Raw genomic sequence first — 25,734 nt, forward strand, 5'->3', positions numbered from 1 at the left:
GGTACGTGACCCGACCGGCTGAGTACGCACCGAAGGCCACCACCGGGACTTCCGGTGGTGGCCTTCGGGCGTCAACGACTCAGGAAAGGCGCTCGATGATCAGCGCCATACCCTGCCCGCCGCCGACGCACATCGTCTCCAGGCCGAACTGCTTGTCGTGGTGCTGCAGGGAGTTGATCAGCGTCGACGTGATGCGCGCGCCCGTCATGCCGAACGGGTGGCCGACCGCGATCGCGCCGCCGTTGACGTTCAGGCGGTCCAGGTCGATGCCCAGGTCGCGGTACGACGGGATGACCTGCGCGGCGAACGCCTCGTTGATCTCGACCAGGTCGATGTCGCCGATCGACAGGCCGGCGCGCGACAGCGCCTGCTTGGACGCCTCGACCGGGCCGTAGCCCATGATCTCCGGCGACAGGCCCGTCACGCCCGTCGACACGATCCGCGCCAGCGGCGTCAGGCCCAGCTCGCGGGCCTTCGTGTCGGACATGACGACCAGCGCGGCCGCGCCGTCGTTCAGCGCGCAGCAGTTGCCCGCCGTGACACGGCCGTCCGGGCGGAACACCGGCTTCAGCCCCGAGACGCCCTCGACCGTGACGCCCGCGCGGGGGCCGTCGTCCTTCGAGACGACCGTGCCGTCCGGGAGCGTCACCGGGGTGATGTCCTTGGCCCAGAAGCCGTCCGCGATGGCCTTCTCGGCCAGGTTCTGCGAGCGGACGCCGAACTCGTCCATGTCCTCGCGCGTGACGCCCTTCTGCCGCGCCAGGTTCTCCGCGGTCTGGCCCATCGCGATGTAGACGTCGGGGACATTGCCCTCGGTGCGCGGGTCGGTCCAGGTGTCCGTGCCGGACTCCGCGGTCGTCTTGGTCCGCGTCTCGGCGTCGGCGAACAGCGGGTTGTGCGTGTCCGGCCACGAGTCGGAGCTGCCCTTGCCGAAGCGCGACACCGTCTCGACGCCGGCCGAGATGAAGACGTCGCCCTCGCCGGCCTTGATCGCGTGGAACGCCATCCGGGTGGTCTGCAAGCTGGACGAGCAGTAGCGCGTGATGGTGCAGCCGGGCAGGTGGTCGTAGCCGAGCTCGACGGCGACCGCGCGGCCCATGTTGAACCCGGACTCGCCGCCCGGCAGGCCGCAGCCCAGCATCAGGTCGTCGATGTCGGTGGGGTCGAGCTGCGGCACCTTGGCCAGTGCCGCCTGGATCATCTGCACGGTCAGGTCGTCGGGGCGCATGCTGACCAGCGAACCCTTGTTGGCGCGCCCGATCGGCGAGCGCGCGGTGGAGACGATGACGGCTTCAGGCATGACGTGACACATCCTCGTATCGCGAGCTAAGCGTGCTAAGCGGTTGCTCACCATAGTGCCGTGAACCACGCCCGGGACAAAGCCGAACGCGACCAAGGCAACAGCCGGGCTGGCAGGATCACCCGGGTGGGGACCGAGGCGCGGGTGCTGGGTACGAGGACGATCCTGCTCTGGGGCGCGGGCCTGCTGCTGCTCGCCGGGCTGGCGGCGACGCTGTTGCTGTCGTTGCTCGGCGGGGGCCGGCCCGAGGACTCCGCCCGGCTGGACGCGCTGCGGACCGCGGCCAACATCGTCGTCGGCACCGGGGGCGCGGCCGCGCTGCTGCTGGCCGCCCGGCGGCAGCGCTCCGCCGAGCTGGACCTGGTGCAGAAGGACCACGACGCCACCGAACGCCGGGTCACCGAGATGTACAGCAAGGCCGCCGACCAGCTCGGCAGCGAGAAGGCGCCGGTCCGGCTCGCCGGGCTGTACGCGCTCGAACGGCTCGCCGGCGGGTACGCGCCGCACCGGCAGACCATCGTCAACGTGCTCTGCGCGTACCTGCGGATGCCGTTCAAGCACACCGCGAAGAACGCCGAGGAGCTGCAGGTCCGCAAGACCGCGCAGCGCATCCTGCAGCTGCACCTGCGCGCCGGGTCCGTCGAACAACCGAACGAAGGGTTCTGGCCGGACGTCGACCTCGACTTCTCCGGGGCGACGCTCGTCGGGCTGAACCTCACGCACTGTTCGATCCGGTCGATCGTCTGCTACGGGACGACGTTCCTCGAACTGGTGTCCTTCCGCGGCACCGAATTCCGCACCAAAGCCGACTTCAACAAAGCGAACTTCAAGGATCGCGTCGATTTCCGCGGCACCGTTTTCGGTGGTGACCGGGACTCCTTCAACGGTGCTGTTTTCGCAGGTCCGGTCGATTTCGGGACGAAGACCGCGGCCCGGCTCGCCGGCGCCGAGGCGCAGCGCGGCTTCGCCAGGACCTGGCCCCCGGACTGGGAAGAACGCCCGATCGCCGACCGGCCGGACCGCGCGCGATTGACTCGAAAGGACGCACCGCCGGATGCCGGCACCCGATAGGATCGGTTCCGGAAAGAGCATCGTCATTCCGGAACCGGGGGAGGTGAGCCGGATGGCCGAACATCGAGGCACTTGCTGGGCCTTCCTGCCTTCTCTGATGGGTCGCGACCGCGCGCACGGCGCCGGGCGGGTCCTCCGGGACGGGATGACGGCTCAGCGTGCGGCGACCCTCGGGTCTGTGAATCGGCACCGGTAGCGGCTTGGTGGCTTAGCGACACGCCGGCGCCGGAACGGCCCCGACCTCGCCCACAACGCCCCGTCACTTCCGACGCGCACCCGGAGTCCGCCCGGGCCTTGCGCCGTGCTGAGTGGACAACGCCACCGGTAGGCCGTTTAGGCTGACGGCGTGGAGTACGCAGAGCACATCGCAGACCTCGTGGGCAACACCCCGCTGGTCAAGCTGAACTCGTTGACCAAGGGGCTCAAGCCGCTCGTGCTGGCCAAGGTCGAGTACCTGAACCCGGGTGGCTCGGTCAAGGACCGGATCGCGCTGCGGATGATCGAAGCGGCCGAGAAGTCCGGCGCCCTGCGCCCCGGCGGCACGATCGTGGAGCCGACGTCGGGCAACACCGGCGTCGGGCTGGCCATGGTCGCCCAGCGCAAGGGCTACCAGTGCGTCTTCGTCTGCCCGGACAAGGTCAGCGAGGACAAGCGCAACGTGCTCAAGGCGTACGGCGCCCGGGTCGTGGTGTGCCCGACCGCGGTCGCGCCCGAGCACCCGGACTCCTACTACAACGTCTCCGACCGCCTGGTCCGCGAGATCGACGGCGCCTGGAAGCCCAACCAGTACGCCAACCCGCAGAACCCGGAGAGCCACTACCTCTCGACCGGCCCGGAGCTGTGGAAGCAGACCGACGGGAAGATCACCCACTTCGTCGCGGGCGTCGGCACCGGCGGCACCATCTCCGGCACCGGCAAGTACCTCAAGGAGGTCAGCGACGGCGCCGTGCAGGTCGTCGGCGCCGACCCGGAGGGCTCGGTCTACTCCGGCGGCAGCGGCCGCCCCTACCTGGTCGAAGGCGTCGGCGAGGACTTCTGGCCGGAGACCTACGACCGGGGCGTCGCCGACGAGATCATCCCGATCTCCGACGCCGACTCGTTCCAGGTCACCCGCCGGCTCGCGCTGGAGGAAGGCCTGCTGGTCGGCGGCTCGTGCGGGATGGCGGTCGCGGCCGCGCTGAAGCTCGCCGAACGCCTCACCGAGGACGACGTCGTGGTCGTGCTGCTGCCCGACGGCGGCCGCGGCTACCTGACGAAGGTCTTCAACGACACCTGGATGTCCTCCTACGGTTTCCTGCCGCCGGACTCCTCGGGCGCGACGGTCGCGGACGTGCTGACGAAGAAGAGCGGCCAGCTGCCGGCCCTGGTGCACTCGCACCCGAACGAGACGGTCGCCGAGGCCATCGCGATCCTCGCCGAGTTCGGCGTCAGCCAGATGCCCGTGGTCAGCGCGGAGCCGCCGGTGATGGCCGCCGAGGTCGTCGGCGCGGTCAACGAGCGCGACCTGCTCGAAGCGCTGTTCACCGGCAAGGCCCAGCTGGCCGACCGGCTCGACCGGCACATGTCCCTGCCGCTGCCGACGATCGGCGGCGGGGAGCAGGTGGGTTCTGCGATGACCGCGCTCGAGGGGGCCGACGGCGCGCTCGTGCTGGTCGACGGCAAGCCTGCCGGTGTCGTCACGCGGCACGACCTGCTGGGTTTCCTGGCCGGTCGGTGACCAGGAGCCCAGAAGAGTCTTAATCGGCGGACCCGGCAGGGGCGTTACGAGCGCCCTGCCGGGTGATCCGATAGCGTGGGCGCAAATAGAACACTTTCGCGTCCTCGTCAAGGGGGTTCAAGACCCACATGAGTGCACCGCAGCCACCGAACCAGCCGTGGGGTGGCAACCAGCCACCTCAGGGCCCGTCGAGTGGCCCCGAGCCGCAGCAGGACAACCCGTTCGGTAGTCCGGAGCCGACGCAGGTCGTGCAGCCACAAGGCGGTTCCCCGTTCGGGGAGACGCCGGAACCGACGCAGGTCGTCCAGCCCGCCCAGCCGGGTGAGGGCGGGGCGGGCGCGACCCAGGCGCTGCCGCCGGTCGACGCGAACGCGACGCAGTGGGTGAACCCGGCCGGCGGTGACGCTCCGGTCGCGGACTCCACGCAGCTGGTCCCGCCGGGTTCCCAGCCGCCGCCGGCGATCCCGTACAACCCGCCGCCGAGCGCGGCCGACAACCCGGCCGCGGCGTTCGGCCAGCAGCAGGGTGGGTACGGCCAGCCGGGTGGTTACGGGCAGCAGCAGCAGCCGGGCGGCTTCGGCCAGCCGGGCCAGCCGCCGCAGGGTTTCGGTGGTCCTCCCGGTTTCGGCGGGCCCCAGCAGCCCGGCTTCGGTGGTCCGCCGCAGCAGCAGTTCGGCGCGTCGCCGGCCGGCGGCGGCAACCCGCTCTTCGGCTACATCGCGGCCGGTCTGCTCGCGATCTTCGGCCTGCTCGCGGTGGTGTTCTTCTTCGTCGACATGTTCGACAGCGACTTCACCACGTACTCCGACGCCGTCGGCAAGGTCACCGATCAGCAGATCCAGGCGGCCAAGGACGCCGGGCAGTACATCTCGCCCGGCGCGTTGACCATCTACTACATCCTGGTGCTGATCGGCGGCCTGGCCGCGCTGGGCGCCGCGGTGTTCACGTTCCTGAAGAACAAGATCGCCTCGTTCCTGGCGGTCGGTGGCGGCGCCGTGCTGCTGATCTTCGCGATCCTGATCATGATCGAGCTGAGCATCGACGTGCCGGACGGCGCGACGATCAAGTTCGGCAACGGCCAGGCGCTCTACCTCGTCGCCGGGATCTTCGTGCTGGCGATCGGCGTGCTGGGCCTCCTCCCGGCGACCAAGCAGTTCGTCGGCCTCGGTGACGGCGGTGCCGCGCCGGCCGGGCCGCAGGGCTTCGGCGGTCCGCCCCAGGGGTTCGGTGGCCCGCAGCAGGGCTTCGACGGTCCGCCGCAAGGCTTCGGTGGCCCGCAGCAGCAGCCCGGGTTCGGCCAGCCGGGGCAGCCCGGTCCGCCGCCGCAGGGCTTCGGCCAGCCGCCGCAGGGTTACGGCCCGCCCCCGGGCTACGGCCAGCCGGGTCAACACGGTCAGCAGGGTCAGCCGGGCGGCCCCAACCCGGCCAGCGGCGGGTTCCCGCAGCCGTCGGGTGGCGGGTACCCGCAGCAGCCGCAGCAGCCGGGTGGTTTCGGCCAGCCGGGTCAGCCGCCGCACGGCTACCCGCAGCAGCCGGGCCAGCAACCGGGTCAGCCGCCGCAGGGCTGGGGTCAGCCGCCGCAGCAGCAGGGTCCGCCCAGCGGAGGGTTCGGCCAGCCGCCGCAGCAGTGGTAGGTGAACACCGTTTTCGTGCCCCGGAGCCAATCGGCTCCGGGGCACGCTGCATTTATAGCCGAACGCGCAATTGTCCGAATAGGACAAGCGGTCGGTAAATCGCTCGCAGCGATCACGTGACAGGATTTCTACCGCTAGCGCAGGAAAATGATCTTGGGTTCCGCCGTCCGGCCGAATTCCGATATTTTTTCGGACTACTTCCCCAGGTGCAGACTAGGCTGAGCGCCGACGTTCGTGTTCTGTCGATGGGGGAGTCGTGGCCGGTCCGCTCGGTTACCCGGTAGTGCATTCGCATTCGTATTCATCCGCTAGGCCGTCCGGAGTAACGGCAGTTCTCGCCGGATTGCTCGGTTTGCCGGCGGCGGTTGCCGCGGGATTCGTCCCGGTCAAGATCTTTCTCGATATGCCCGCCGAATTCAGTCTCGGCATGCTGCCCGTGCTGGTGCTGGTGGACCTCGGTGCGTTCCTGCTCGCCGGGCTCGTGCTGCTGCTCGGCTCGCTGGCGACGCTGTTCCGCGCGACCGCGGGCGCGATCCTGCTCGGGCTCGGCGCGCTGCTCGCGATCGGCGCTCTGCTGACCGAGCCGCTGTCGGCCGGGGTCCCGCTGGCGCGGTTCGTCGACGCGATGTTCACCCACGGCGGCCTCGCCATGGTGGACCGGGTCGGCCTCGCCGGGCTCGCGGTGTTCGTGCTGATCCTGGCGTTCCTGCCGCCGACGTTCCGGTACCTGCGCTACCGCACGCCGACGCTGCCCGTGTTCACCGGCCAGGGCGCGTACACGTCCGAAGGCTGGTAATCGCGCCGTCACCCGCCGTGGCCCTATCCTCGGCGCGTGCTCTTTTCCGCGCTCACCTCCGCCGGCGGCCGGACCGCCCGCACCGCCGCGGGCCTCGCCGTGCTCGGCGGGCTGGTCTACCTCGTGGGCCTGCTCCTCGACGTCGTCGCGCTGGTCCGGTTCCCGGACGACGCGGCCCGCACGGCCGTCCACGCGGCTGTCGACCTGGTCCTCGCGGCGGCCCTGCTGCCCGGCGGCGTCCTCCTGCTGCGCCACGACCCGCTGGGCCGGGTGGGCTGCATCGCGGGCAGCGCGACAGCGATCGTCGCGACCCTGACGTCGCTGCTGCTGGCGGCGACCGGGCTGGCCTCCGTCGACCTCGGCGGGCCCGGTGACCTGGTGGCCGGCGGGGTGGCGGCGCTGTTCGTGGTGCTGCCGCCGGCCGTCGTGACGCTGGCCCTCGCCGTGGCCGCGCCGACCGCCCGGTGGTGCGGGCTCCCGGTCCCCGGGCGCGAGTGACGAGAACCATCCCACCTGCCGGGAATGTCAGGCCCGGGCCGTACGCTGAAGCAATGGTGGACGACTACTCCGAATTGGGATTCGAGACTCGCGCGATCCACGCCGGTCAGAAGCCCGACCCTCGCACCGGCGCGGTCATCGTGCCCATCTACCAGACTTCGACCTACGCGCAGGACGGCGTCGGCGGCACCCGCGAGGGCGACTACGAGTACTCGCGCACCGCGAACCCGACCCGCACCGCGCTGGAAGAGGCCCTCGCCTCGCTGGAGGGCGGCCGCCACGCGCTCGCCTTCGCGTCCGGCATGGCCGCGTCCGACGTGGTGCTGCGCAGCACTCTGCGTCCCGGTGACCACCTCGTGCTCGGGAACGACGCGTACGGCGGCACCTTCCGCCTGATCGACAAGGTGCTCAGCCTCTGGGGCGTCGAGCACACCGTCGCGGACCTGGGCGACCTCGACGAGGTGCGCGCCGCGATCCGGCCCGAGACCAAGCTGATCTGGTGCGAGTCGCCGACCAACCCCATGCTCGGCATCGCCGACATCGCGGCGCTGGCCGGAGTCGCGCACAACGCCGGCGCCCGCCTGGTCGTCGACAACACCTTCGCGACGCCGTACCTGCAGAACCCGCTCTCGCTCGGCGCGGACATCGTGCTGCACTCGACCACCAAGTACCTCGGCGGCCACTCGGACGTCGTCGGCGGCGCGATCGTCACCAACGAAGACGAGCTGCGCGAGCAGTTCTTCTACCTGCGCAACGCCGCCGGCGCGGTCCCCGGCCCGTTCGACGCCTGGCTGACCCTGCGCGGCATCAAGACCCTGGCCCTGCGGATGGAACGGCACAGCGACAACGCCGAGCTGGTCGTGCAGGCGCTGCTGAAGCACCCGAAGGTCGCGAAGGTCTACTACCCGGGCCTGCCGGAGCACCCCGGACACGAGGTCGCCGCGAAGCAGATGCGCCGCTTCGGCGGGATGGTCTCGTTCAGCCACGTCGACGGTGAGCAGGCCGCGCTGGACGTCGCGTCCCGCACCAAGCTGTTCATCCTCGCGGAGTCGCTCGGCGGCATCGAGTCGCTGATCGAGCACCCGGGCAAGATGACGCACGCGAGCACCGCGGGCTCGACCCTGCAGGTGCCGTCGGACCTGCTGCGCCTCTCGGTCGGCATCGAAGACGGCACCGACCTGGTCTCGGACCTGCTGACCGCGCTGGGCTGACGTCCCGAAGACAGCAAAACGGCCCCGGAACCGACTGGTTCCGGGGCCCGTTTCGCTAAGGCTTTCGCGCAGGTCAGGGGTTGTAGTTGCCGTGCACCACGGTGCCGGACTTCGGCGTGCCCGCGGCGGGCAGATCCGCGCCGTCGACGCAGCCGCCGACCAGCTCGACGTGGCTGTCGTGGCGGATGTACTGGGCCGGCGACGCGCACGAAGCGCTGTCCACCGTGATGTACGCGGCTCCGGTGAGGGCGGCGGCCGAGGCCAGCCCGATCACGAGGGGGACCAGCCCGGCGGAGCGGGTGGCGCGTGCCCGTCGAGCGGCCTTCGCGTCGTTCCCCCGTGCCATGGTTGCTCCCTGTTTACCGCGTGTTGACACGCCAAGAGTACCCGGCTCCCGGTCCGATCAACCTGTGGATCTCCTGAGTGGCATCATCCGGCTCATGGAACTCGTCACCATCGAGCGGATCCAGGCCGCCCGCGAACTCCTCAAAGGAGTGACCCGGGTGACGCCGATGGAGCACGCGCGCGACCTGCGCCGGCTCCACGGCGGTCCGGTGCACCTGAAGTGCGAAAACCTGCAACGCACGGGCTCGTTCAAGATCCGTGGCGCCTACACCCGCATCCACGGTCTCACCGACGAAGAGCGCGCGCGCGGCGTCGTCGCGGCCAGTGCCGGCAACCACGCGCAGGGCGTCGCGCTCGCGTCGTCGCTGCTCGGTGCCAAGTCGACGGTCTTCATGCCGCTGCGGGCGCCGCTGCCGAAGCTCGCCGCCACCCGCGGTTACGGCGCCGACGTCCACCTGCACGGCGCGTTGCTCGAAGAGACCCTCGCCGCCGCGATCGAGTTCGGCGAGCGGACCGGCGCGGTGTTCATCCACCCCTTCGACCACCAGGACGTCATCGCCGGCCAGGGCACCGTCGGCCTCGAGATCCTCGAGCAGGTGCCCGGGGTCAAGACGATCCTCGTCGCCACCGGCGGCGGCGGGCTGGTCGGCGGGGTCGCCGCCGCCGTGAAGTCGGTGCGCCCGGACGTCCGGGTGATCGGCGTCCAGGCCGAGGAGGCCGCCGCGTACCCGCCGTCGCTGACCGCGGGCGCGCCGGTCCGGCTGAGCCAGACGTCGACCATGGCCGACGGCATCGCGGTCGGTGAGCCGGGCCTGGTCAGCTTCGCCCACGTCGAGTCGCTGGTCGACGACGTCGTGACGGTGTCCGAGCAGTCGCTCTCGCGGGCCGTGCTGCTCTGCCTGGAACGGCGCAAGCTGGTCGTCGAGCCGGCCGGCGCGGCCACCGTCGCCGCGCTGCTGCAGCACCCCGGCGCGTTCGAGCCGCCGGTCGTGGCCATCCTGTCCGGCGGCAACGTCGACCCGGTGCTGCTCCTGCAGATCATCCAGCACGGCATGACCGCGGGCGGCCGCTACCTGCGGCTGCACCTGCGGGTCCCGGACCGGCCGGGCTCGCTGGTGGGGGTGCTGTCGTGCGTCAGCGGGCTGGGCGCGAACGTCCTCGACGTCGAGCACTCCCGGATCTCCGGCAGCCTCGACCTCGGCGAGGCCGACGTCGTGCTGGCGCTGGAGACCCGCGGGCCCGACCACTGCAAGGACATCGAGATCGCGCTGACGAACGCCGGTTACACGGTCGTCTGAGCCCCGGAAGTCTCAGCGGCTTCCGGGTGGCGGAGCCGCGGTTGTCACAGCCGTTCGCCGGTGATGGCCGCGAGCGCCAGGACCGTGGCCTCGGCGGAGACCTCCGACGGCGCGGTGAACCGCCGGGCCCGGATGTGGGCGATCAGGTCCGGATCCGGCGGCACCCCGTGCTCACGCAGGTAGTACGCGACGGCGCCGGGCCACGCCCAGGCCCCGTCGGTGCGGAAGTTCATCGGCACGGCGTCGGCCCGGTCCGGCGCGAACGCGTCGGCGCCGTAACTGCGGGACGCCAGGATGACCGGCGCCGTGTCCAGGTAGCTCAGCACCCGCTCGATCTCGGCCGGGGCCAGCGGCGGCCGCCGGATCACCGGCCGGCCCGCCGCGTCGACGCCGTCGTGGACGCGGGGCGTGTGCACCTTTTCGTCCGGGCCGGGCAGCGCGGGCGGCGGCAGGGCCAGCGGGGGCAGGCCCGCCCGGTCCCGCAGCCAGCCCGGGATCCGTTCTTCGGCGCGCGGGAAGAACCGCAGCTCGTCCTGGAAGCCGATGGGCGGCGGCTGGTGCCGGAACGGCGGTTCGAGGTCCGGCCGGCCGAAGTCGGCCTCGGGTGGCCGGCCCGGGTCGAACACGAGGACCGCGCCGAGCCAGGTGCCGTGGCCGGGCTGGTACATGCCCGCCCGCAGGACGCCGAGCAGCCGCACCGCTTCCGGGTGCGGTGGCAGGGTCCGGGGCAGCCCGTCCGGGGCGGTCACGAGCAGGTCGGCCTCGATGTGCCGGCCGGCGGCGCGGTACTCGACCCGCAGCTGCCGCCAGCCCGGCGGCACCTGACCCGTCAGCACCGCGCCGATCTGCCGGACGAGCTCGTGCTGCTGCTCCGGCCGCAACGGCCCCGGTGGCTGGCTCATCTCGTCCTCCCGGACCCGCTCAGATCGTGATCTCGCCGACGCGGGTGCCGGTGAGCAGGTGGTGCGGCAGGTAGTCGGACTCGACGTCGACCGTCATCCCGGCGTCGCGGGCGAGGCAGGCCATCGCCAGCGGTGCCAGCGCGACGATGCTCGCCGGGCTGCGCGGCCGCTCGGGGTCGGCCGTCCAGAACCGCTTGTGCAGCTCCAAAGCCGTCACCAGTGAGTCGCTGAACTTGCCTTCTTCGCGTTGGGTGTAGAGGTAGAACAGCTCGATCGGCGGGTAGTGCAGCTGCAGCACGGCCTCCGGGACGGAGTGCTGGAGCACGTCCGGCTCGGTGCCGCGCATGGCCGCCAGGACGGTGTCGATCAGGTCCGGGCCGTTGCGGATGTGGAGCTGCAGCGCCCGCACCCAGTCGAAGAGGTAGTCGTCGTACTCCGGCGCCGCTTCGCGCAGCTGCTCGATCGGGACGTCGGCGAGCAGGTCGAGCCGGGGCTGGTCGCGGGCCACGATGGCGAGGTACGCGGTCTTCAGCCAGTTCGGCGCGTCGGTGTCGACCGTCGGCCCGGTCGCCGGGCGGCGGATCACCTCGTCGCCGAACCGGAACTCGACCTCTTCGCCCTCGGGCCGGGTCCCGGCCAGGAACAGCGCGCCGCCGGCCTGCAGTGCCCGGGTCAGCGCCAGCCAGGTTTCGTTTTCGGCCGCGCGGGGGTCGCCGCCGCAGCGGTAGGCGAACTCGTCGTATGACCGGTCCAAGGCGTAACCGGGTCCGCGCCGGTCCGTCTCGATGTCTTCCCGTGCGTCCTGCCGGCGCGCGAAAATCCGTTTCGCGCCGCTCTCGGCATTCGGCGCGTCGAAGTCGTGCCGGGCAACAGTGCGCACGGATTCGTCACTCCCCACGATTCTCCGGTTATCTGTCCGTCAGGTCGAACTGCTTGAGGTTGTAGCCACCGTACACGGGATGTTTCTTGTACTGGCCGGGGTTCGCGGGGTCCGGGACCTTCGCGCCCGACGGGTCGAGGTCGACTTCGTCGCGTACCCGGGCCTTGGCGACGTAATAATCGAGAGTGCCTTTTCGCTGCGCCCGGATGAGGTCTTCGGCGAGATTCTTCTCGGCCTCGGTTCCGTTCGCCGCCATGTTCTTGATGATGCTGTCGACGTACTTCGGGTGGCCTTGTTCGAAGCGGCCGTTCCCGTCGGCGCCCTGCCGGGTGCCGAGGCCGGCGTTGGGCCCCTTGGCTTCGACGACGACGAGCCGGGGCTGCCCGTCCGGCCCGGTGACCTGGTAGATCTGGTCGAACCGGCCCGAGCCGGGCTTGTCGCCGAGCCGGGTGTTGTCGCCGTGCAGGTCGGGATCGGGCAGTTCCTTGACCTCGTAGTCGGGCGGCGGGAACCTGTCGGCGACGGCATCGCGGCCGGCGTGCTCGCCGAGGTCCTCGCCGAGGTTCGTCCGGTCGCGGTGCGCGTCGGTGCGCTCGCGCTCGATCTCGTCGGTGACCGTGCCCTTGCCGTGGGCGTCCTGGTAGTCCGCCTCGGCTTCCCGCGCGCGCTGGTTCGCCGCGTGCCGGCGGTCGATGAGGTCCTGGGCTTCGTCCCGCTGCACGGGCGTCGCCGGGTGCTCGACCTCGTTGGCCTTGTGGTAGTTCGCCGGTTCGAAGTCGTCGGACTTCGGGTCGAACTTCTCGCCGTCCGGCTTGGTCGTGTCTTCCTTGATCTTCGGGACGCGCTCGTCGAGGGCGTCGTTCTGATCGGCGTTCTTGCGCGAGTACTCGCCGTTCTTGTTCGGCCCGTCGTAGTACTTCTCGCGGTAGGCGTCGTCGTTGATCCGCTCCCTCATCGACGCCCGCGGCTCCCGGTCGGGGTGCTCGATGTCGACCGGTTCCTCGTCGATGTAGCGCTCGCCGCGGTGCTGCGCGCTGTCGGCGTCGACGTCGTGCGGGTCGCCGTGGTGGGTGTCCGGGGCGAAACCGTCGTCGCCGGCGCGGTGGGTCGTGCCGTCCGGGTGGTGGGTGTTCCACTCGCCGTCCGGCGGGATGCGGGGACGCATCTTGCCGTCCGGGCCGATTTCGTAGTCGGAGGAGAAGACGCGGCCGTGCGCGTCGGTCCACGCCGGCTTCGTCGGGGCCATCACCTCGGTGTCGAGCTCACGCGAAAGCCGGTGTGCGAAGTCGTTCGAGCTCGCGTCGCAGCCGATCAGCCGGACGGGGCGGCCGTCGTAATCGGCGTTGCGGCGCAAGACGTCCGCGAACTCTTCGGGGGTGTAGAGCCGGTCGCCGATCCGGGCGTGGCCGTCCGGCGTGACGTGCACGTCGACGGTGTAGCGGCCGTCCGGGTCGGGCTGCACCCGGTGCGGCAGGTCGCCCATGTCCGGGTCGCCGGCGTGGTAGGAGCTGCCGGACGGCGTGCTTTCGGCGTGCCGCGCGTTGACCTCGTCCGGGCTGAGCGGTTCGCCGTGATGGGGCGGGCCGCCGTCGGGATCGTGGTGACCGGGGCCGTTTTCGTGCGGGCCGTTTTCGTGGGGACCGTGCCCGTCGGGACCGTGGGTGCCGCCGGGGCCGGTGTGCCCGGGACCGCCGCCCGGCCGGCTGCCCGGGGCGTGCCCGCCGGGGCGGGTGTCCGGGCCGTGCGTGCCGGGGCCGAAGCCGCGGGCCGCCGGCGCGGGGGTGTCCGGGGTGCGCGGACGCGGGGTGTCGCCACCCGGACGCGGCCGTCCTTCGGGCAGATCGCCGCCGGCGCGCGGCCGTCCTTCGGGGAGATCACGGCCGGGGCGTGGGCGTCCTTCGGGGAAGTCGCCGCCGGGGCGTGGCCGCCCGGGCGCGTCGACGTGCGGCGTGTGCGCGCCGGGACTGCCCGGGGTACCGGTCCAGCCGCCGCCGGTGCGCGGGGAACCGCCGCCGGGGCCACCGCCGCTACCGGGGCTGCCACCGGGCGGCATGCCCCCGCCCATCGGCGCGCCGCCCTGAGGCGGGACGCCGGAGGCGGCGCCGTCCCCACCGCGCGGCGACGGGAACTGAGTACCCGGGTCCCCGGTACGCGGAGCGGCGGGCGCGGTACCGCTGGCGGAAGTGGTGCCGTCGGCCCGCGGCGGCGCGGCACTGCTCGGAGTGTCACCGCCGGCGTGCGAGCCGGGCGCATCGGACCGCGCGGCGGGCGACGAGTGCGACGGACTCCCCGAGCCGGCGTGGCTCGGCGAGCTGTCGCCCGCCCGGGTGGGGGACGGGCTCGAATCCCCGGCGTGGGAAGGAGAATTGCCGCCGGCGTGGGTGCCCGGGCCGCTGTCGGCGACCCGCGGCGACGGGCTGGAGTCGCCGGCGTGAGTCGATGGGCCGGAATCTCCGGTGTGCGAGGGTGAGCTGTCACCGGCGCGTGCCGAAGGGTTGGAGTCTCCGGTGTGCGAAGGCGAGTTGTCGCCTGCACGGGTCGGTGAGGGGCTGCTGTCGGCGGTTCGTGGTGCCGGGCTGGAGTCGCCCGCGTGAGCCGACGGGCTGGAGTCGCCGGCGTGGGCGGGTGAGCTGTCCCCAGTGCGTGCCGAGGGGCTGGAATCCCCGGTGTGGGAAGGGGAACCGTCCCCGGGCGAGCTGTCGCCCGCGCGGGCCGACGGGCTGGAGTTCCCCGCCTGCGCGGGAGCGTCCCCGCGAGCCGTCGACGGGCTCGAGTCGCCGGTCGGGGAGCTGTCACCCGCGTGGGCGCTGTCGCCGCCCGGCTCCTCACGGCTCGGACTCCGGCGGGAGCCGGTGTCGGGCGAGGAGTCCGTGTTCATCGGGTCCGAACCCGGCGAGTCCGCATCCCCATGGCTGCCACCGGAATCACCGGAGTCGCCCGAGGAACCGTCGGAGCCGTCGGGCGAGTCCTCCGAACCGCTGTGGGCCCTCGTGTGGACGCCGCCCTCGCCCTTGGGGACCTTGTGGACGAAGCCGCCTTCCTTGATCTTCAGCCCGTCCAGGCCGCTGACCTTGCCCAGCACCTTGCCGAAGACCTTGGCGATCTTTTCGAAGATGTCGACCAGCTTCGACAGCAGCGGCGACACCTTGCGGATCGTGTCGGTCAGCTTCTTGAGCAGCTCACCGATCTTCTTGCCCCACTTGGCGATCGCGGCCGACGCCTGCGCGACGACGACCGGCGTGCCGAAGCCCAGCGAGAAGACTTCCTCCATCACCCAGGCGATCAGCTTGCCGACCAGGTCCGCGATCAGCTGGCGCACGGTCTCCCGGACGAACGAGACGACCTGGCCCATGATCATGGTGACCGTGCTGATCGCGCCGGCGACCGTCGCCGCGCCCGAAAGCGCGTCGCTGTGCTCGGTGGCGAATTTCCGGTACGCGTCGGCGCCCGCGCCCTGCCACCCCGCGGTGCCGGTCTTGACCGCGTTGTCGAAGTCGGTCTTCCGTTCGCCCAGCGCCTTCGAGACGTTGCCCCAGGTGTCCGCGTACGACTGGATCACCGGCGGGTTGCCCGCGAGCGAGTCCAGCATGTCCTTCAACGGCTGGATGTGCTCCATCAGGAACGACGCCACCGACGACATCAGGTACCCGAACGGGTCGACGGCCGCGCCCGCGATCTCGCCGGCCAGGCTCAGCACGCCCAGGCCGCCGGAAACCCAGTCGCCGTCCTTGATCCCGTTGAACGCGTCCATCGACGACTCGGCGAGGCCGATACCCCCGGCCCAGCCGTAGTCGCCGTTGCCCGCGGTGAAGGCACCCGGGCCGTCCGGGTCCTGCTTCGCGTCCACGACGAGCGGGTTGCCCTCGGGCATCAGGCACCGTCCGTGGACTTGTTCAGATCGTCGGCGACCCCGGCTTCGTAGGTGTGGTACGCCGCCGCGGCTTCGCGCACTTTGCCGGAGACGGCGGTCATCGCCTGCACGGCGTCCTTGAGCGCGTCGATCCCGTACTGCTCCACCGGGTCGAGCAGCATCCGGAACGGCTGGCAGAGGATGCCGTACGCGTCCGTCGGCATGCTGACCTGGTTGGCCGCGTCGACGGCCTGCTGCAGCCCGTCGCCGATGGCGTCGAGCTGCTTCGCGTGCGCGGTCAGGTCGGTGCTGAGTTCCACATCCGTCATCGGTTCCCCCTTAGGAAAGGATCGGTCCGCCGAAGTCGTCGTCATCGTCGTCGGCCGGGCGCCGGCGCCGCGGCGGTTGCTGCTGCGGCGGTGCGGGCGGCGGAGTGCGCGGCGCCGCGGGCGGCTGCTCGTCGTTGTCGTCCGGCAGGAACCGGCGGACGCGGTCGGGTTCCGGGAACGTGGGCTCGGGCTCCGGCGGCGGCTGAGGGAACGTGCTCTGCGCCTCGCGGACGATCTCCACAGCGGCCTGGTCGCCCGTGCCGGTGGTCTCGGTCATGGCCTGCTGCAACAGTTCCGGGATCCGCGCCTGCGCGCGCTGCACCAGCTGCATCACCTGCGCGGAGACCTCGGCCATCCGCTTGGCGCCGGCGGCGGACTCCGCGATGACGAGGTTCTTCAGCAGGCCGCGCGCATCGACGGTCACCGTGACCAGGCCGTCCTTCGACCGCTCGGTGACCGTCTGGCCCTGCATGCGATCGGCCAGTGCCTGGTACCGGGCGGCGTTCTCCTCGAGCCGCTTGGTCCAGTTGTCGATCATCTCGTCGCTCGCGTCGACGCTGTCCGGCATCCCGGCCCCTTTTCTGTCCCTCTCCACACTGACGGATCCGAGCCGCCCGCGGTTCCCCGAAAGCCGTGAAGGCCACCATAGGGGACTTGGAGTCCCTCATGGTGGCCTTCACGGCTTTGTGGTTCAGAGGTTGCCGCGGCGCTCCTGCTCGCGCTCGATCGCTTCGAACAGGGCCTTGAAGTTGCCCTTGCCGAAGCCCAGCGAACCGTGGCGCTCGATGAGCTCGTAGAACACGGTGGGCCGGTCGCCGATGGGCTTGGTGAAGATCTGCAGCAGGTAGCCGTCCTCGTCGCGGTCGACCAGGATGCTGTGCTCCTTGAGCGTCTCGATCGACACGCGGACGTTGCCGATCCGGGCGCGCAGCTCCGGGTCCTCGTAGTACGACGCCGGGGTGTCCAGGAACTCGACGCCGGCGGCGCGCATCGCGGTGACCGTGGCGATGATGTCGTTGGTGGCCAGCGCGATGTGCTGGCAGCCCGCGCCGCCGTAGAACTCGAGGTACTCGTCGATCTGCGACTTCTTCTTCGCCACGGCGGGCTCGTTCAGCGGGAACTTCACGCGGTGGTTGCCGTTCGAGACGACCTTGCTCATCAGGGCCGAGTACTCGGTGGCGATGTCGTCGCCGACGAACTCCGCCATGTTCACGAAGCCCATGACGCGGTGGTACCAGTCGACCCAGTAGTCCATCTTGCCGAGCTCGACGTTGCCGACGCAGTGGTCGACGGCCTGGAACAGCCGCTTCGGCGCACCCTCGGGCCGCTTGACGGTGCTCTCGCGCGGCTCGTAGCCGGGCAGGTAGACGCCGGTGTAGCGCGACCGGTCGACCAGCGAGTGGCGGGTTTCGCCGTAGGTCGCGATCGCGGCGACGCGCACGGTGCCGTGCTCGTCGGAGACGTCGTGCGGCTCCTCGAGGACGGTCGCGCCCTGCGCGCGGGCGTGCTCGACGCACTTGTCGACGTCGGTGGTCTCCAGCGCCAGGTCGATGACGCCGTCACCGTGCTTGCGGTGGTGGTCCAGCAGCGGCGAGTCCGGCCGCACGCCGCCGGTGATGACGAACCGGGCCGAGCCGGACTTGAGCACGTACGACTTGCGCTCGAAGTTGCCGGTCTCGGGGCCGGAGTAGGCGACCAGCTGCATCCCGAACGCGATCTGGTAGTACCAGGCGGTCTGGGTCGCGTTGCCGGCGATGAACACGACCGCGTCCATGGCCTTGACCGGGAACGGGTCTGTCGAGGCGTCGTGGTCGACGAGGCCGACGAGCTGACGCAGCTGGTCGTAGCTGACGTCGTCGAGGGCACCCTGGTGGGGTTCGGCAGTCTGGGTCATACCTCGAAGCATCCGACCGTGAGGCAAGATGTGCAATGGTCTCAGTTTTTGCTGGACAATATGATCGGTGACTGTCGGACATCGGCTGTCATCGTGGACAACTTGTGCAGGGAAGAGAGCAATGTCGGAGAACCTCGACGCATTGGACGCGCGGCTGCTGCTGTTGCTCACCGACACCCCGCGTCTGGGCGTGCTGGAGTGCGCTCGCCGCCTCGGGGTCGCCCGCGGAACGGTCCAGGCGCGCCTCGACCGCCTGGCCGAACGCGGCATCCTCGGCGGGTTCCCGCCGGAGCTCGACCTGGCGGCGATGGGTTACGGCCTCACGGCGTTCGCGGTGATCGAGATCGCCCAGGGCCGCCGAGCGGAGGTGGCGCAGGCCCTGGCGGCGATCGACGAGGTCTGCGAAGTCCACGCGACCACGGGCCAGGGCGACCTGTTCGTCCGCATGGTGGCGCGGGGCAACGACGACCTGCAGCGGGTGATCGACGAGGTGGTCGGCGTCCCGGACGTCCAGCGGACGTCGACGTCGATCGCCCTCTCGACGCCGGTCCCGCCCCGGGTCCGCCCCCTGCTGGAACGCACCGCCCGGTCGTGAGTGGTTAGGGCGGTTCTAACCGCCCTAACCACTCACGACCCGGGACGCGCGTCAGCCTTCGTCGATGACCTGGGACAGGTAGCGCTTCGCCGAGCGCTGCACGACCTCGAAGCCGTCGGTGCGCACGATCGCGTCCCACCAGGCTCCGTAGATCGCCTCGAAGCGGTAGCCCGCCAGCAGTTCCGCCGCACGGCGGACGATGTGCGGGCGTTCCGGGACCAGGTTCGGGTAGCTGTACATGAAGCCGACGTGCGTCCGGTCGGGGATCACCTGGACGATGTCGCCGGACAGCAGCGCGCCGCGGCCTTCTTCGCCGGCCGGCCAGTGCAGGACCGTGCCGCCGTCGAAGTGCACACCCAGGTTGATCAGCCGCAGGTCGGGGGCGACGTCCAGGGTGGTGCCGGACCACAGCTCCACCGACGGGTCGGGCCGGCCGATCCACTGCTGATCGCCTTCGTGCAGGTAGACCGGGACGTCGAACGCGTGCGCCCACTCCACCATCGTCGTGTAGTAGTGCGGGTGGCTGATCGCGATGCCGGTGATCCCGCCGAGGGCGCGGACCCGCTCGACGAGCGCGTCGTCGAGGTACGCCGCGCAGTCCCACAGGAAATTGCCGGAGCCGGCCCGCACCAGCAGGGCGCGCTGCCCGATCGCGAACCCGGGGTTCGAGCCGACGCCGACGATGCCGGGGCCCTGTTCTTCGACGCGCGGGGTGTACGTACCGCTCGCGCGGAGGGTGGCCAGGCTCGTCCACTGCTGCCCGGACGCCGGGACGTACTGGCGCTCGTCTTCGCAGACCGGGCAGTCGTCCCGGGCCTCGGGGTACTGCATGCCGCAGGCCTGGCAGATCGGTTCCGTGCTCACTGAAGTCCTCCCAGTACGTGGCCTCTGGGAGTCACGCTAGCTGCGGGGACGCGCGCCCGGCGACGGGAAACCGGGCGCGCCCGGACCGCTACTTGCCGTCGCTGTAGGGGACGGCCTTGACGAGGGTGACCTTCTGCAGCTTGCCGTTCGGCAGCTCGTACTCGCGCGACTCGCCTTCCTTGGCGCCGAGCAGGGCCTTGCCCAGCGGCGACTCGGGGGAGTACACGTCGAGGCCGCCCTCGGCGCCTTCCTCGCGGGTGGCGAGCAGGAACTTCTCGTCCTCGTCGTCGCCTTCGTACCGGACGGTCAGCACCTTGCCCGGGCCGGCGGTGCCGTCGTTGGCCGGCGCCTCGCCGACCTTGGCCCCGCGCAGCAGCTCCTGGAGGTGCCGGATGCGCGCCTCGGCCTGGCCCTGTTCTTCCCGGGCGGCGTGGTAGCCGCCGTTCTCCTTGAGGTCGCCTTCTTCGCGGCTGTCGTTGATGCGCGCGGCGATAACCGGACGATTCTCGATCATTTCGTCGAGCTCGTGCTTGAGCCGGTCGTAGGCATCCTGGGTCAGCCAGGTCACCTTGGTGTCGCTCACGGTCACCATCTCCTCGTCGGGCCTGCCAGGCTTGCGTGTTCAAGCCGGCCCACACGGGCCTAGGTGCCCGCGTGGCTGAGATAAAGGAAAAACACGGCCCGTCGTGGGCCGTGCTGAGGGGTCAGACTATCACGGCACGACAGGGCCAAGCCCGTTATTTCCGCGCGTCGTGGGCGTTGAGCGCGCGGTTCACCCCGTTGGCCGCTATGGGGTTGACAGGTACCGTGGTATGTCGTACGAGCAGCCGTACACGTCGGCCGTCACCGGTGCCCCGATGCTCTTGATCGTCGTGGTCATCCTGCTGTACTTCGCGCCGGCGGGGATCAGGAGCTCTTTGCGGCCGCTCTCGGCGCCGGTCTTGTCGCGGACGCGGACGATGCAGACGCCCGGCCGGTTGTTGTCGTCGCGGGTCACGTTGAGCGTGATTTCCATCGCGTTGCCCGGTTTCCCGCTGAAGGCGACGCGCTCGGCGTCGATCGGCGCGGAGCCGAGGTTGACGTAGGCGACGTACGCGATCACGCCGCTGACGACCAGGGCGATGGCCAGGAAAAGCCAGCGTCGCCAGCGCCGGGACATCGGTGTGCGCCCGGTGCCGTAGCGGCCTTCGGGGAGCGTCGACGCGCTGCTCCCGACGACCGTTTCCGCCGGTCCGCCTGCCAACCCGGGGCCTCCTGCTCGTTCTTGTCGTACCCCTGGGGACAATGGAGCTGTCCGGCCCGGGTACGGCCTTCGGGATCGAGTATCCGCTGGCCGGGTGCGCGCCGCGCAGGTGGGTCCTGGGTGGGTTATGGAATAAGGGTCGAAAGGGAGTCGTTCGGAGCATGGTGGAAGCTGACGAGCTGAGGAACACCGCCGAGCCGCGCCTGCGCATGATGGCCGTGCACGCCCACCCGGACGACGAGTCGAGCAAGGGCGCCGCCACCATGGCGCGCTACGCCGCCGAAGGTCACGAGGTGCTGGTCGTCACGTGCACCGGAGGCGAGGCCGGGAGCATCCTGAACCCCGCGATGGACCGGCCGGACGTGCTGGCGAACATGCGCGAGGTCCGCCGGGAGGAGATGGCCCGCGCGGCCAAGATCCTCGGCGTGAGCCAGCGCTGGCTGGGCTTCGTCGACTCCGGCCTGCCGGAGGGCGACCCGCTGCCGCCGGTGCCCGAGGGGTCGTTCGCGGTGGTGCCGCTGGAGGAGTCCACCGAGGCGCTGGTGCGCGTGATCCGGGAGTTCCGCCCGCACGTCATCACGACCTACGACGAGAACGGCGGCTACCCGCACCCCGACCACATCCGCACCCACGAGGTGTCGATGGCGGCGTGGGACGCGGCGGCCGACCCGGACCGCTTCCCCGGCGCGGGCGAGCCGTGGCAGCCGTCGAAGCTGTACTACATGCACGGCTTCTCCAAGGCCCGGATGGTCGCGTTCGACGCGGCCTTGAAGGAAGCCGGGATGGAATCGCCGTACACCGAGTGGCTCGAGAAGTGGGACCCCGACCGCGCCGATGTGATGGAGCGGGTGACGACCCGCGTCGAGTGCGGTGAATACTTCGAGGCGCGGGACGAGGCGCTGAAGGCGCACGCGACGCAGATCGACCCGAACAGCCGCTGGTTCTTCGTGCCGCTGGAGATGCAGCGCGCGATCTGGCCGACCGAAGAGTACGAGCTGGTCAAGTCGCTGGTGGACAGCACGTTGCCCGAGAGCGAACTGTTCGCCGGCATCGAGGAGAAGGTGAGCACATGAGTCTGACGCTGCCGGCCGGCGTGGCGCTTCCGGTGACCGCGTCGGCCCTGGTCCTGGCGCAGCAACCCGGTGACGGCGACAACGGCGGGCAGGGGGAGGACTTCGGCAAGTCGTCCCCGGTCGGCTTCCTGGTGCTGATCCTTTTCCTCATCGCGGTGGCCTTCCTGGTCCGCTCGATGACGAAGCACCTCAAGCGCGTCCCGGCCAGCTTCGACGAACCGGCCGAGAAGACCGAGCCGGCGCCGGCCGGGGGCGAGTCCCAGGCGAAGGCCGAGCCGGTCGAGGAACCGAAGGCGGTCGAGGACACCTCGCCCGCCAAGGCCGACTGACCCGGGTCGGCACCGCCCCGCAGCCGACACCGTTCTCGTCGACACGCGGCATCCGGACGTCCACCAGCACGACGTCGAGGGCCGCGGCCACCTCGCCGACCACGCGAGTGCCGTCGAGCGTCAGCCCGGCGCGGACAAGGTCGTCGTCCACCGGCAGCAGCCGGGTCACCGCGGCCACGGCAGCCAGGCGTTCAGCAGGAACTCGCCGCCGGATCGCCGGTGGTCGAGCTGCCCGCCGGCCAGCCGGACGCGTTCGGTGAGGCCGACGAGACCGTGCCCGGTCGCGCGCTGGGGGTTCCCGGCCGGGCCGAGGGGGTTCGAGACGGCGATCTCCAGCCGGGCCCCGGCTTCCCCGCCCAGCGCGATCCGCACCGGCTGGCCCGGCGCGTGCTTGCGGGCGTTGGTGAGGGCTTCCTGGACGACGCGGTAGGCGGTGCGCCCGGCCATCCCCGGCACGCCGCCGACCTCGCCGGTCACCTGCACCGCCGTGCCGACCGCGCGCGTCCGCTCGACGAGCCCCGGCAGGTCGGTCAGCTCGGGCACCGGCCGTTCCGTGCCGGCGGGCACCGGGTCGTCGTGCAGCAACACGATCACTTCGCGCAGTTCGACGAGCGCCTGGTGCGCGCCGGCCCGCACCACCCCGGCCGCCTGGGCGAGCTTCTCCGGCGGCGCGTGGGGCCGGTGTTCGAGCGCGCCGGCGTAGGTCGCGAGCAGGGCCAGGCGGTGCGCGAGGACGTTGTGCATCTCCCGGGCGATCGACGCGCGTTCGGCCGCGCCGGCCTCGGCGATGCGGCGGCCCTGCTCGGCTTCGGCGCGCAGGGCCCGTTCGGTGAGCGCGGTGAGCACGGCGTCGCGGCCCGCGGAGAGCGCGCCGAGCCCGACGACGGCGACGTGCGCGAGCACCGCCAGCACCAGCCACCAGCCGTAGGGCAGCCCGTGGGCCGGCCGCCACAGGCCGCGCAGAGCGTGGGCCAGCACCCCGGCCACGGCGACCGTGACCGCGTGGCTCCACGGCCGGGACCGCGCGACCTGCAGCACGCCGAGCACGGCGGGCGGGGTCGCGACCGGCGACAGCACGGCCAGCACCGCCGCCGCGAGCGTGCTCGTGACCGGGCGGTGGAACACCAGTGGTACCAGCGCACAGCCGAGCAGCCCGGCCAGGACGTCGTAGACCCGCAGGTCGCCCGAGGCGTACTGCCCCCACGCCGTCACGGCCGCGCCGACGACCGCCACGGCCGTCAGCGGGCCGGGGCGAGCGTAGGTCGCCGAGCGGGTCATGGCCCGAGCGTACGACCGGAAGGAGGGCGCACAGCGACCTGAGGCCACATGGCCGCGGCGTCCCGGCCGACGCGCGCGGGCCGCCGAACGCCCGTTCCAGCGTAGAACGTCTTGCGGCCGCGACTTCTAGAGCCGCGGGTCCACAGGGTCCGACTCCAGCGCCAGCACCGCGAACACGCACTCGTGGACCCGCCACAGCGGCTCGCCCCGCGCGACGCGTTCCAGCGCTTCCAGGCCGAGCGCGTACTCCCGCAGCGCCAGCGTGCGCTTGCGGTTGAGCCCGCGCTTGCGCAGCCGCTCCAGGTTCTCCGGGAGGGTGTAGTCGGGGCCGTAGATGATCCGCAGGTACTCGCGCCCGCGCACCTTCACCCCGGGCTGCACCAGCCCGCGCGCGCCGCGGGTCAGGTTGGCCGCCGGCTTGACGACCATGCCCTCGCCGCCCGCGCCGGTCAGCTCTTCCCACCACTCGACGCCCGCCGCGACGGACGCCTCGTCCGTGGTGTCGACGGAGAGCGTCCGGGTGCCCTGGAAACGCGGCCCGGCCAGCCGGTCGAGCAGCGACAGGTGCCAGTCGTGCGGCCGGTCGTGGTAGCTCGCGCCCTCGGAAGCCAGCAGCTGGAACGGCGCCAGCCGCACACCGTCGAGGCCGGACGTCGGCCAGCAGTAACGCCGGTACGCCGCCCGGTAGGACTCCACTGTGGACTCCCGGGTCGCCGTGCGCCCCAGCAGGTCCGTGACGTCGATGCCGCGCGCGGCGGCGGTCGCCAGCGCGGAGACCGCGGCGGGCAGCACGGCCTGGGCGGCCGCGCCGACCGACGCGTACTGGTTCGAGATCAGCGAACCCGCCTTCGCGCTCCACGGCAGCAGTTCGGCGTCGAACAGCAGCCAGCCGCTGTCCAGTTCCTCGAACAGCCCGGCCGCCGCGGTCCGCACGTCGGCGAGCAGTTCGAGGTTCTGCGACGCCGAGAAGAACGGCCGTCCGGTGCGCGTGTACACCGCTCCGCCGCCCCGGACGCCGAAGCGCTTGTGAGCCACGTCGTCGTCCCGGCACACGAGCACGACGGCCCGCGAGCCCATGTGCTTCTCCTCGCACAGCACGGACTGGACGCCGGCCGCGCGGAACTCGGCGAACGCCTCCTCGGGGTGCTCCAGGTAGTCCTCACGCGACGAAGTCGCGCACGGTGCCATCGTCGGCGGCAGGTAGGCGAGCCAGCGCGGGTCCACCGCGAACCGGCTCATCACCTCCAGTGCCGCGGCGGACTGCTCCGCCGAGACGCCGATCCGGCCGTGGTGCGCGGCGTTCACGATCCGCTTGCCGGTGACGTCGGCCAGCTCCAGGACGGCAGGCTCACGCCCGCCCAGCGGACGGTTCGCGTCGAGCGGCTTCGTCGGCTCGTACCAGACCTGGTGCGCCTTCACCGAAACGACGTCGCGCTCCGGGTACCGCAGCGCGGTCAGCTTCCCGCCGAACACGACCCCGGTGTCGAGGCACATGGTGTTGTTGACCCACTCCGGTTCCAGCGTCGGCGTGTGCCCGTACAGGACCATCGCGGACCCGCGGTAGTCGCGCGCCCACGGCAGCCGCACCGGCAGGCCGTATTCGTCGGTCTCGCCGGTCGTGTCGCCGTAGAGCGCCATGCTGCGCACCCGCCCGGACGCGCGTCCGTGGTAGCGCTCGGGCAGCCCGGCGTGCGCGACGACGAGCTTGCCGCCGTCGAGGACGTAGTGCGCGATCAGGCCGTCGCAGAATTCGTGCGCCTGGCGGCGGAACTCCTCGGTCTCGGCATCGAGCTGCGCCAGCGACTCGGCGAGCCCGTGCGCGACGTTGACCTTCCGCCCGTGCAGCGCGCGCACCAGCTTCTGCTCGTGGTTCCCGCAGACGACCAGCGCGTTGCCGCTCCCGGCCATTCCCATGACTCGTCGCAGCACACCCGGGGTGTCCGGGCCGCGGTCGACGAGGTCGCCGACGAACACCGCGGTCCGCCCTTCGGGGTGGACGCCGTCGGCGTACCCCAGCTCGGCCAGCAGTTCCTCGAGCTCGGCCGCGCAGCCGTGGACGTCGCCGATCACGTCGAACGGCCCGGTCAGCTCGCGCTTGTCGTTGCGCAGCGGCTCGACGGCGATCTCCGCTTCGGCCACCTCGGTCTCGCCGCGCAGCACGTGCACGCGCCGGAAGCCTTCGCGTTCCAACGACTTCAGCGACCGCTGCAGCTCACCGCGCTGCCGGCGGATCACGTGCTCGTCGAAGTCGCGGTCGGCCCGCCCGGCGTTGCGCGCCGCGCAGACGGACAGCGGCAGGTCGAGCACGATCGCCGTCGGCAGCACGTCGTGCTCCTTCGCGAGCTTCACCAGGCTCGCCCGCGACGCGCGCTGGACGTTCGTCGCGTCGATGACGGTCAGCCGCCCGGCCGCGAGCCGCTTGCCCGCGATGTAGTGCAGCGCCTCGAAGGCGTCGGCGGACGCGGACTGGTCGTTCTCGTCGTCGGCGACGAGCCCGCGGAAGAAATCGCTGGAGAGCACCTGCGTCGGCGCGAAGTGCGTGCGCGCGAACGTCGACTTGCCGGAGCCGGACGCGCCGACGAGCACGACGAGGGACATATCTGGTACGAGGTACTCTACGGCCATGA

23 protein-coding genes are annotated in these 25,734 nt (G+C 71.4%); 10 read left to right on the forward strand and 13 right to left on the reverse strand.

From position 1 onward, the window contains the following. Positions 1-79: 79 nt before the first annotated feature. On the reverse strand, positions 80-1,300 hold the full coding sequence (locus OG494_RS43455) for an acetyl-CoA C-acetyltransferase (protein ID WP_328448896.1): 1,221 nt from the start codon (positions 1,298-1,300) through the stop codon (positions 80-82). A 126-nt stretch (positions 1,301-1,426) separates the two neighbouring features. On the opposite strand from OG494_RS43455, the gene OG494_RS43460 reads away from it, so the two are divergent. The 6 genes from OG494_RS43460 (at position 1,427) to OG494_RS43485 (ending at position 8,227) form a co-directional block, all read left to right on the forward strand. Further along, on the forward strand, positions 1,427-2,371 hold the full coding sequence (locus OG494_RS43460) for a pentapeptide repeat-containing protein (RefSeq protein WP_328448898.1): 945 nt from the start codon (positions 1,427-1,429) through the stop codon (positions 2,369-2,371). Positions 2,372-2,717: 346 nt separating this feature from the next. Then, positions 2,718-4,088 (forward strand): cystathionine beta-synthase, encoded by a 1,371-nt coding sequence (locus OG494_RS43465; RefSeq protein ID WP_328448900.1) that lies wholly within the window; start codon positions 2,718-2,720, stop codon positions 4,086-4,088. 128 nt (positions 4,089-4,216) lie between these two features. Then, entirely contained in the window at positions 4,217-5,722 is a 1,506-nt protein-coding gene (locus tag OG494_RS43470; protein ID WP_328448902.1) for a hypothetical protein, read from the forward strand. Between the two features lie 403 nt (positions 5,723-6,125). Next, entirely contained in the window at positions 6,126-6,518 is a 393-nt protein-coding gene (locus tag OG494_RS43475; RefSeq protein WP_328448903.1) for a hypothetical protein, read from the forward strand. Between the two features lie 36 nt (positions 6,519-6,554). Then, on the forward strand, positions 6,555-7,016 hold the full coding sequence (locus OG494_RS43480) for a hypothetical protein (protein ID WP_328448905.1): 462 nt from the start codon (positions 6,555-6,557) through the stop codon (positions 7,014-7,016). 53 nt (positions 7,017-7,069) lie between these two features. Then, positions 7,070-8,227, forward strand: coding sequence for a cystathionine gamma-synthase (locus tag OG494_RS43485; protein ID WP_328448907.1), 1,158 nt, complete (start codon positions 7,070-7,072; stop codon positions 8,225-8,227). A 73-nt stretch (positions 8,228-8,300) separates the two neighbouring features. Here OG494_RS43485 and OG494_RS43490 read toward each other — a convergent pair whose 3' ends face one another. Beyond that, positions 8,301-8,573: a hypothetical protein gene (locus tag OG494_RS43490; RefSeq protein ID WP_328448909.1), complete on the reverse strand. Its 273-nt coding sequence runs from the start codon at positions 8,571-8,573 to the stop codon at positions 8,301-8,303. Between the two features lie 94 nt (positions 8,574-8,667). Here OG494_RS43490 and ilvA point away from each other — a divergent pair, with 94 nt between their 5' ends. Further along, positions 8,668-9,870: a threonine ammonia-lyase gene (gene ilvA / locus OG494_RS43495; protein WP_328448911.1), complete on the forward strand. Its 1,203-nt coding sequence runs from the start codon at positions 8,668-8,670 to the stop codon at positions 9,868-9,870. A 44-nt stretch (positions 9,871-9,914) separates the two neighbouring features. Here the strand turns inward: ilvA and OG494_RS43500 are convergent, their stop codons facing one another. The 6 genes from OG494_RS43500 to hppD all read right to left on the reverse strand — a co-directional run bounded on the left by OG494_RS43500 (position 9,915) and on the right by hppD (position 17,725). Continuing rightward, complete coding sequence (locus OG494_RS43500; protein ID WP_328448913.1) at positions 9,915-10,772, reverse strand: ferredoxin; 858 nt, start codon at positions 10,770-10,772, stop codon at positions 9,915-9,917. Between the two features lie 19 nt (positions 10,773-10,791). Continuing rightward, positions 10,792-11,652, reverse strand: a complete 861-nt coding sequence (locus tag OG494_RS43505; protein ID WP_328448914.1) for an immunity 49 family protein — start codon at positions 11,650-11,652, stop codon at positions 10,792-10,794. 28 nt (positions 11,653-11,680) lie between these two features. Continuing rightward, positions 11,681-15,523, reverse strand: a complete 3,843-nt coding sequence (locus OG494_RS43510; protein ID WP_328448916.1) for a hypothetical protein — start codon at positions 15,521-15,523, stop codon at positions 11,681-11,683. After that, positions 15,523-15,831 carry a type VII secretion target gene (locus tag OG494_RS43515; RefSeq protein ID WP_328448918.1) on the reverse strand — a complete coding sequence of 103 codons (309 nt, stop codon included), beginning with the start codon at positions 15,829-15,831 and terminating at the stop codon, positions 15,523-15,525. The genes OG494_RS43510 and OG494_RS43515 overlap by 1 nt, the downstream gene beginning before the upstream one ends. 10 nt (positions 15,832-15,841) lie before the next feature. Next, positions 15,842-16,399, reverse strand: a complete 558-nt coding sequence (locus OG494_RS43520; protein WP_328448920.1) for a YbaB/EbfC family nucleoid-associated protein — start codon at positions 16,397-16,399, stop codon at positions 15,842-15,844. 123 nt (positions 16,400-16,522) lie between these two features. Then, positions 16,523-17,725: a 4-hydroxyphenylpyruvate dioxygenase gene (hppD, locus tag OG494_RS43525; RefSeq protein WP_328448922.1), complete on the reverse strand. Its 1,203-nt coding sequence runs from the start codon at positions 17,723-17,725 to the stop codon at positions 16,523-16,525. A gap of 121 nt (positions 17,726-17,846) precedes the next feature. Between hppD and OG494_RS43530 the strand changes: the two genes are divergently transcribed. Next, on the forward strand, positions 17,847-18,320 hold the full coding sequence (locus OG494_RS43530) for an Lrp/AsnC family transcriptional regulator (protein WP_326944369.1): 474 nt from the start codon (positions 17,847-17,849) through the stop codon (positions 18,318-18,320). Between the two features lie 51 nt (positions 18,321-18,371). On the opposite strand, the gene OG494_RS43535 is transcribed toward OG494_RS43530, so the two are convergent. From OG494_RS43535 to OG494_RS43545, 3 genes are all read right to left on the reverse strand, one after another. Beyond that, positions 18,372-19,184, reverse strand: coding sequence for an MBL fold metallo-hydrolase (locus OG494_RS43535; protein WP_328448927.1), 813 nt, complete (start codon positions 19,182-19,184; stop codon positions 18,372-18,374). 88 nt (positions 19,185-19,272) lie between these two features. Continuing rightward, on the reverse strand, positions 19,273-19,776 hold the full coding sequence (greA, locus tag OG494_RS43540) for a transcription elongation factor GreA (protein ID WP_323323479.1): 504 nt from the start codon (positions 19,774-19,776) through the stop codon (positions 19,273-19,275). Positions 19,777-19,971: 195 nt separating this feature from the next. After that, positions 19,972-20,427 (reverse strand): DUF4307 domain-containing protein, encoded by a 456-nt coding sequence (locus OG494_RS43545; RefSeq protein WP_328448931.1) that lies wholly within the window; start codon positions 20,425-20,427, stop codon positions 19,972-19,974. A 161-nt stretch (positions 20,428-20,588) separates the two neighbouring features. Between OG494_RS43545 and mca the strand changes: the two genes are divergently transcribed. Both mca and OG494_RS43555 read left to right on the forward strand, forming a co-directional pair. Beyond that, positions 20,589-21,500, forward strand: coding sequence for a mycothiol conjugate amidase Mca (gene mca, locus OG494_RS43550; RefSeq protein WP_328448933.1), 912 nt, complete (start codon positions 20,589-20,591; stop codon positions 21,498-21,500). Beyond that, positions 21,497-21,829: a hypothetical protein gene (locus tag OG494_RS43555; protein WP_328448934.1), complete on the forward strand. Its 333-nt coding sequence runs from the start codon at positions 21,497-21,499 to the stop codon at positions 21,827-21,829. The genes mca and OG494_RS43555 overlap by 4 nt, the downstream gene beginning before the upstream one ends. A 165-nt stretch (positions 21,830-21,994) precedes the next feature. On the opposite strand, the gene OG494_RS43560 is transcribed toward OG494_RS43555, so the two are convergent. Together OG494_RS43560 and OG494_RS43565 are read right to left on the reverse strand one after the other, a co-directional pair. After that, positions 21,995-23,107: a sensor histidine kinase gene (locus OG494_RS43560; protein WP_328448936.1), complete on the reverse strand. Its 1,113-nt coding sequence runs from the start codon at positions 23,105-23,107 to the stop codon at positions 21,995-21,997. 126 nt (positions 23,108-23,233) lie between these two features. Beyond that, entirely contained in the window at positions 23,234-25,732 is a 2,499-nt protein-coding gene (locus tag OG494_RS43565) for a polynucleotide kinase-phosphatase (RefSeq protein WP_328448938.1), read from the reverse strand. Positions 25,733-25,734: the final 2 nt, after the last annotated feature.

Source organism: Amycolatopsis sp. NBC_00438, assembly GCF_036026695.1.
Classification (GTDB): Bacteria; Actinomycetota; Actinomycetes; order Mycobacteriales; family Pseudonocardiaceae; genus Amycolatopsis.

Coding starts and splice junctions, on each gene's coding strand:
- OG494_RS43555 (WP_328448934.1), top strand. CDS start 21,497: ATGAGTCTGACGCTGCCGGCCGGCGTGGCGCTTCCGGTGACCGCGTCG.
- OG494_RS43565 (WP_328448938.1), bottom strand. CDS start 25,732: ATGGCCGTAGAGTACCTCGTACCAGATATGTCCCTCGTCGTGCTCGTC.
- OG494_RS43470 (WP_328448902.1), top strand. CDS start 4,217: ATGAGTGCACCGCAGCCACCGAACCAGCCGTGGGGTGGCAACCAGCCA.
- OG494_RS43490 (WP_328448909.1), bottom strand. CDS start 8,573: ATGGCACGGGGGAACGACGCGAAGGCCGCTCGACGGGCACGCGCCACC.
- OG494_RS43520 (WP_328448920.1), bottom strand. CDS start 16,399: ATGCCGGACAGCGTCGACGCGAGCGACGAGATGATCGACAACTGGACC.
- greA (WP_323323479.1), bottom strand. CDS start 19,776: ATGGTGACCGTGAGCGACACCAAGGTGACCTGGCTGACCCAGGATGCC.
- OG494_RS43500 (WP_328448913.1), bottom strand. CDS start 10,772: ATGAGCCAGCCACCGGGGCCGTTGCGGCCGGAGCAGCAGCACGAGCTC.
- ilvA (WP_328448911.1), top strand. CDS start 8,668: ATGGAACTCGTCACCATCGAGCGGATCCAGGCCGCCCGCGAACTCCTC.
- mca (WP_328448933.1), top strand. CDS start 20,589: ATGGTGGAAGCTGACGAGCTGAGGAACACCGCCGAGCCGCGCCTGCGC.
- OG494_RS43530 (WP_326944369.1), top strand. CDS start 17,847: ATGTCGGAGAACCTCGACGCATTGGACGCGCGGCTGCTGCTGTTGCTC.
- OG494_RS43560 (WP_328448936.1), bottom strand. CDS start 23,107: ATGACCCGCTCGGCGACCTACGCTCGCCCCGGCCCGCTGACGGCCGTG.
- OG494_RS43455 (WP_328448896.1), bottom strand. CDS start 1,300: ATGCCTGAAGCCGTCATCGTCTCCACCGCGCGCTCGCCGATCGGGCGC.
- OG494_RS43515 (WP_328448918.1), bottom strand. CDS start 15,831: ATGACGGATGTGGAACTCAGCACCGACCTGACCGCGCACGCGAAGCAG.
- hppD (WP_328448922.1), bottom strand. CDS start 17,725: ATGACCCAGACTGCCGAACCCCACCAGGGTGCCCTCGACGACGTCAGC.
- OG494_RS43485 (WP_328448907.1), top strand. CDS start 7,070: ATGGTGGACGACTACTCCGAATTGGGATTCGAGACTCGCGCGATCCAC.
- OG494_RS43475 (WP_328448903.1), top strand. CDS start 6,126: ATGCCCGCCGAATTCAGTCTCGGCATGCTGCCCGTGCTGGTGCTGGTG.
- OG494_RS43510 (WP_328448916.1), bottom strand. CDS start 15,523: ATGCCCGAGGGCAACCCGCTCGTCGTGGACGCGAAGCAGGACCCGGAC.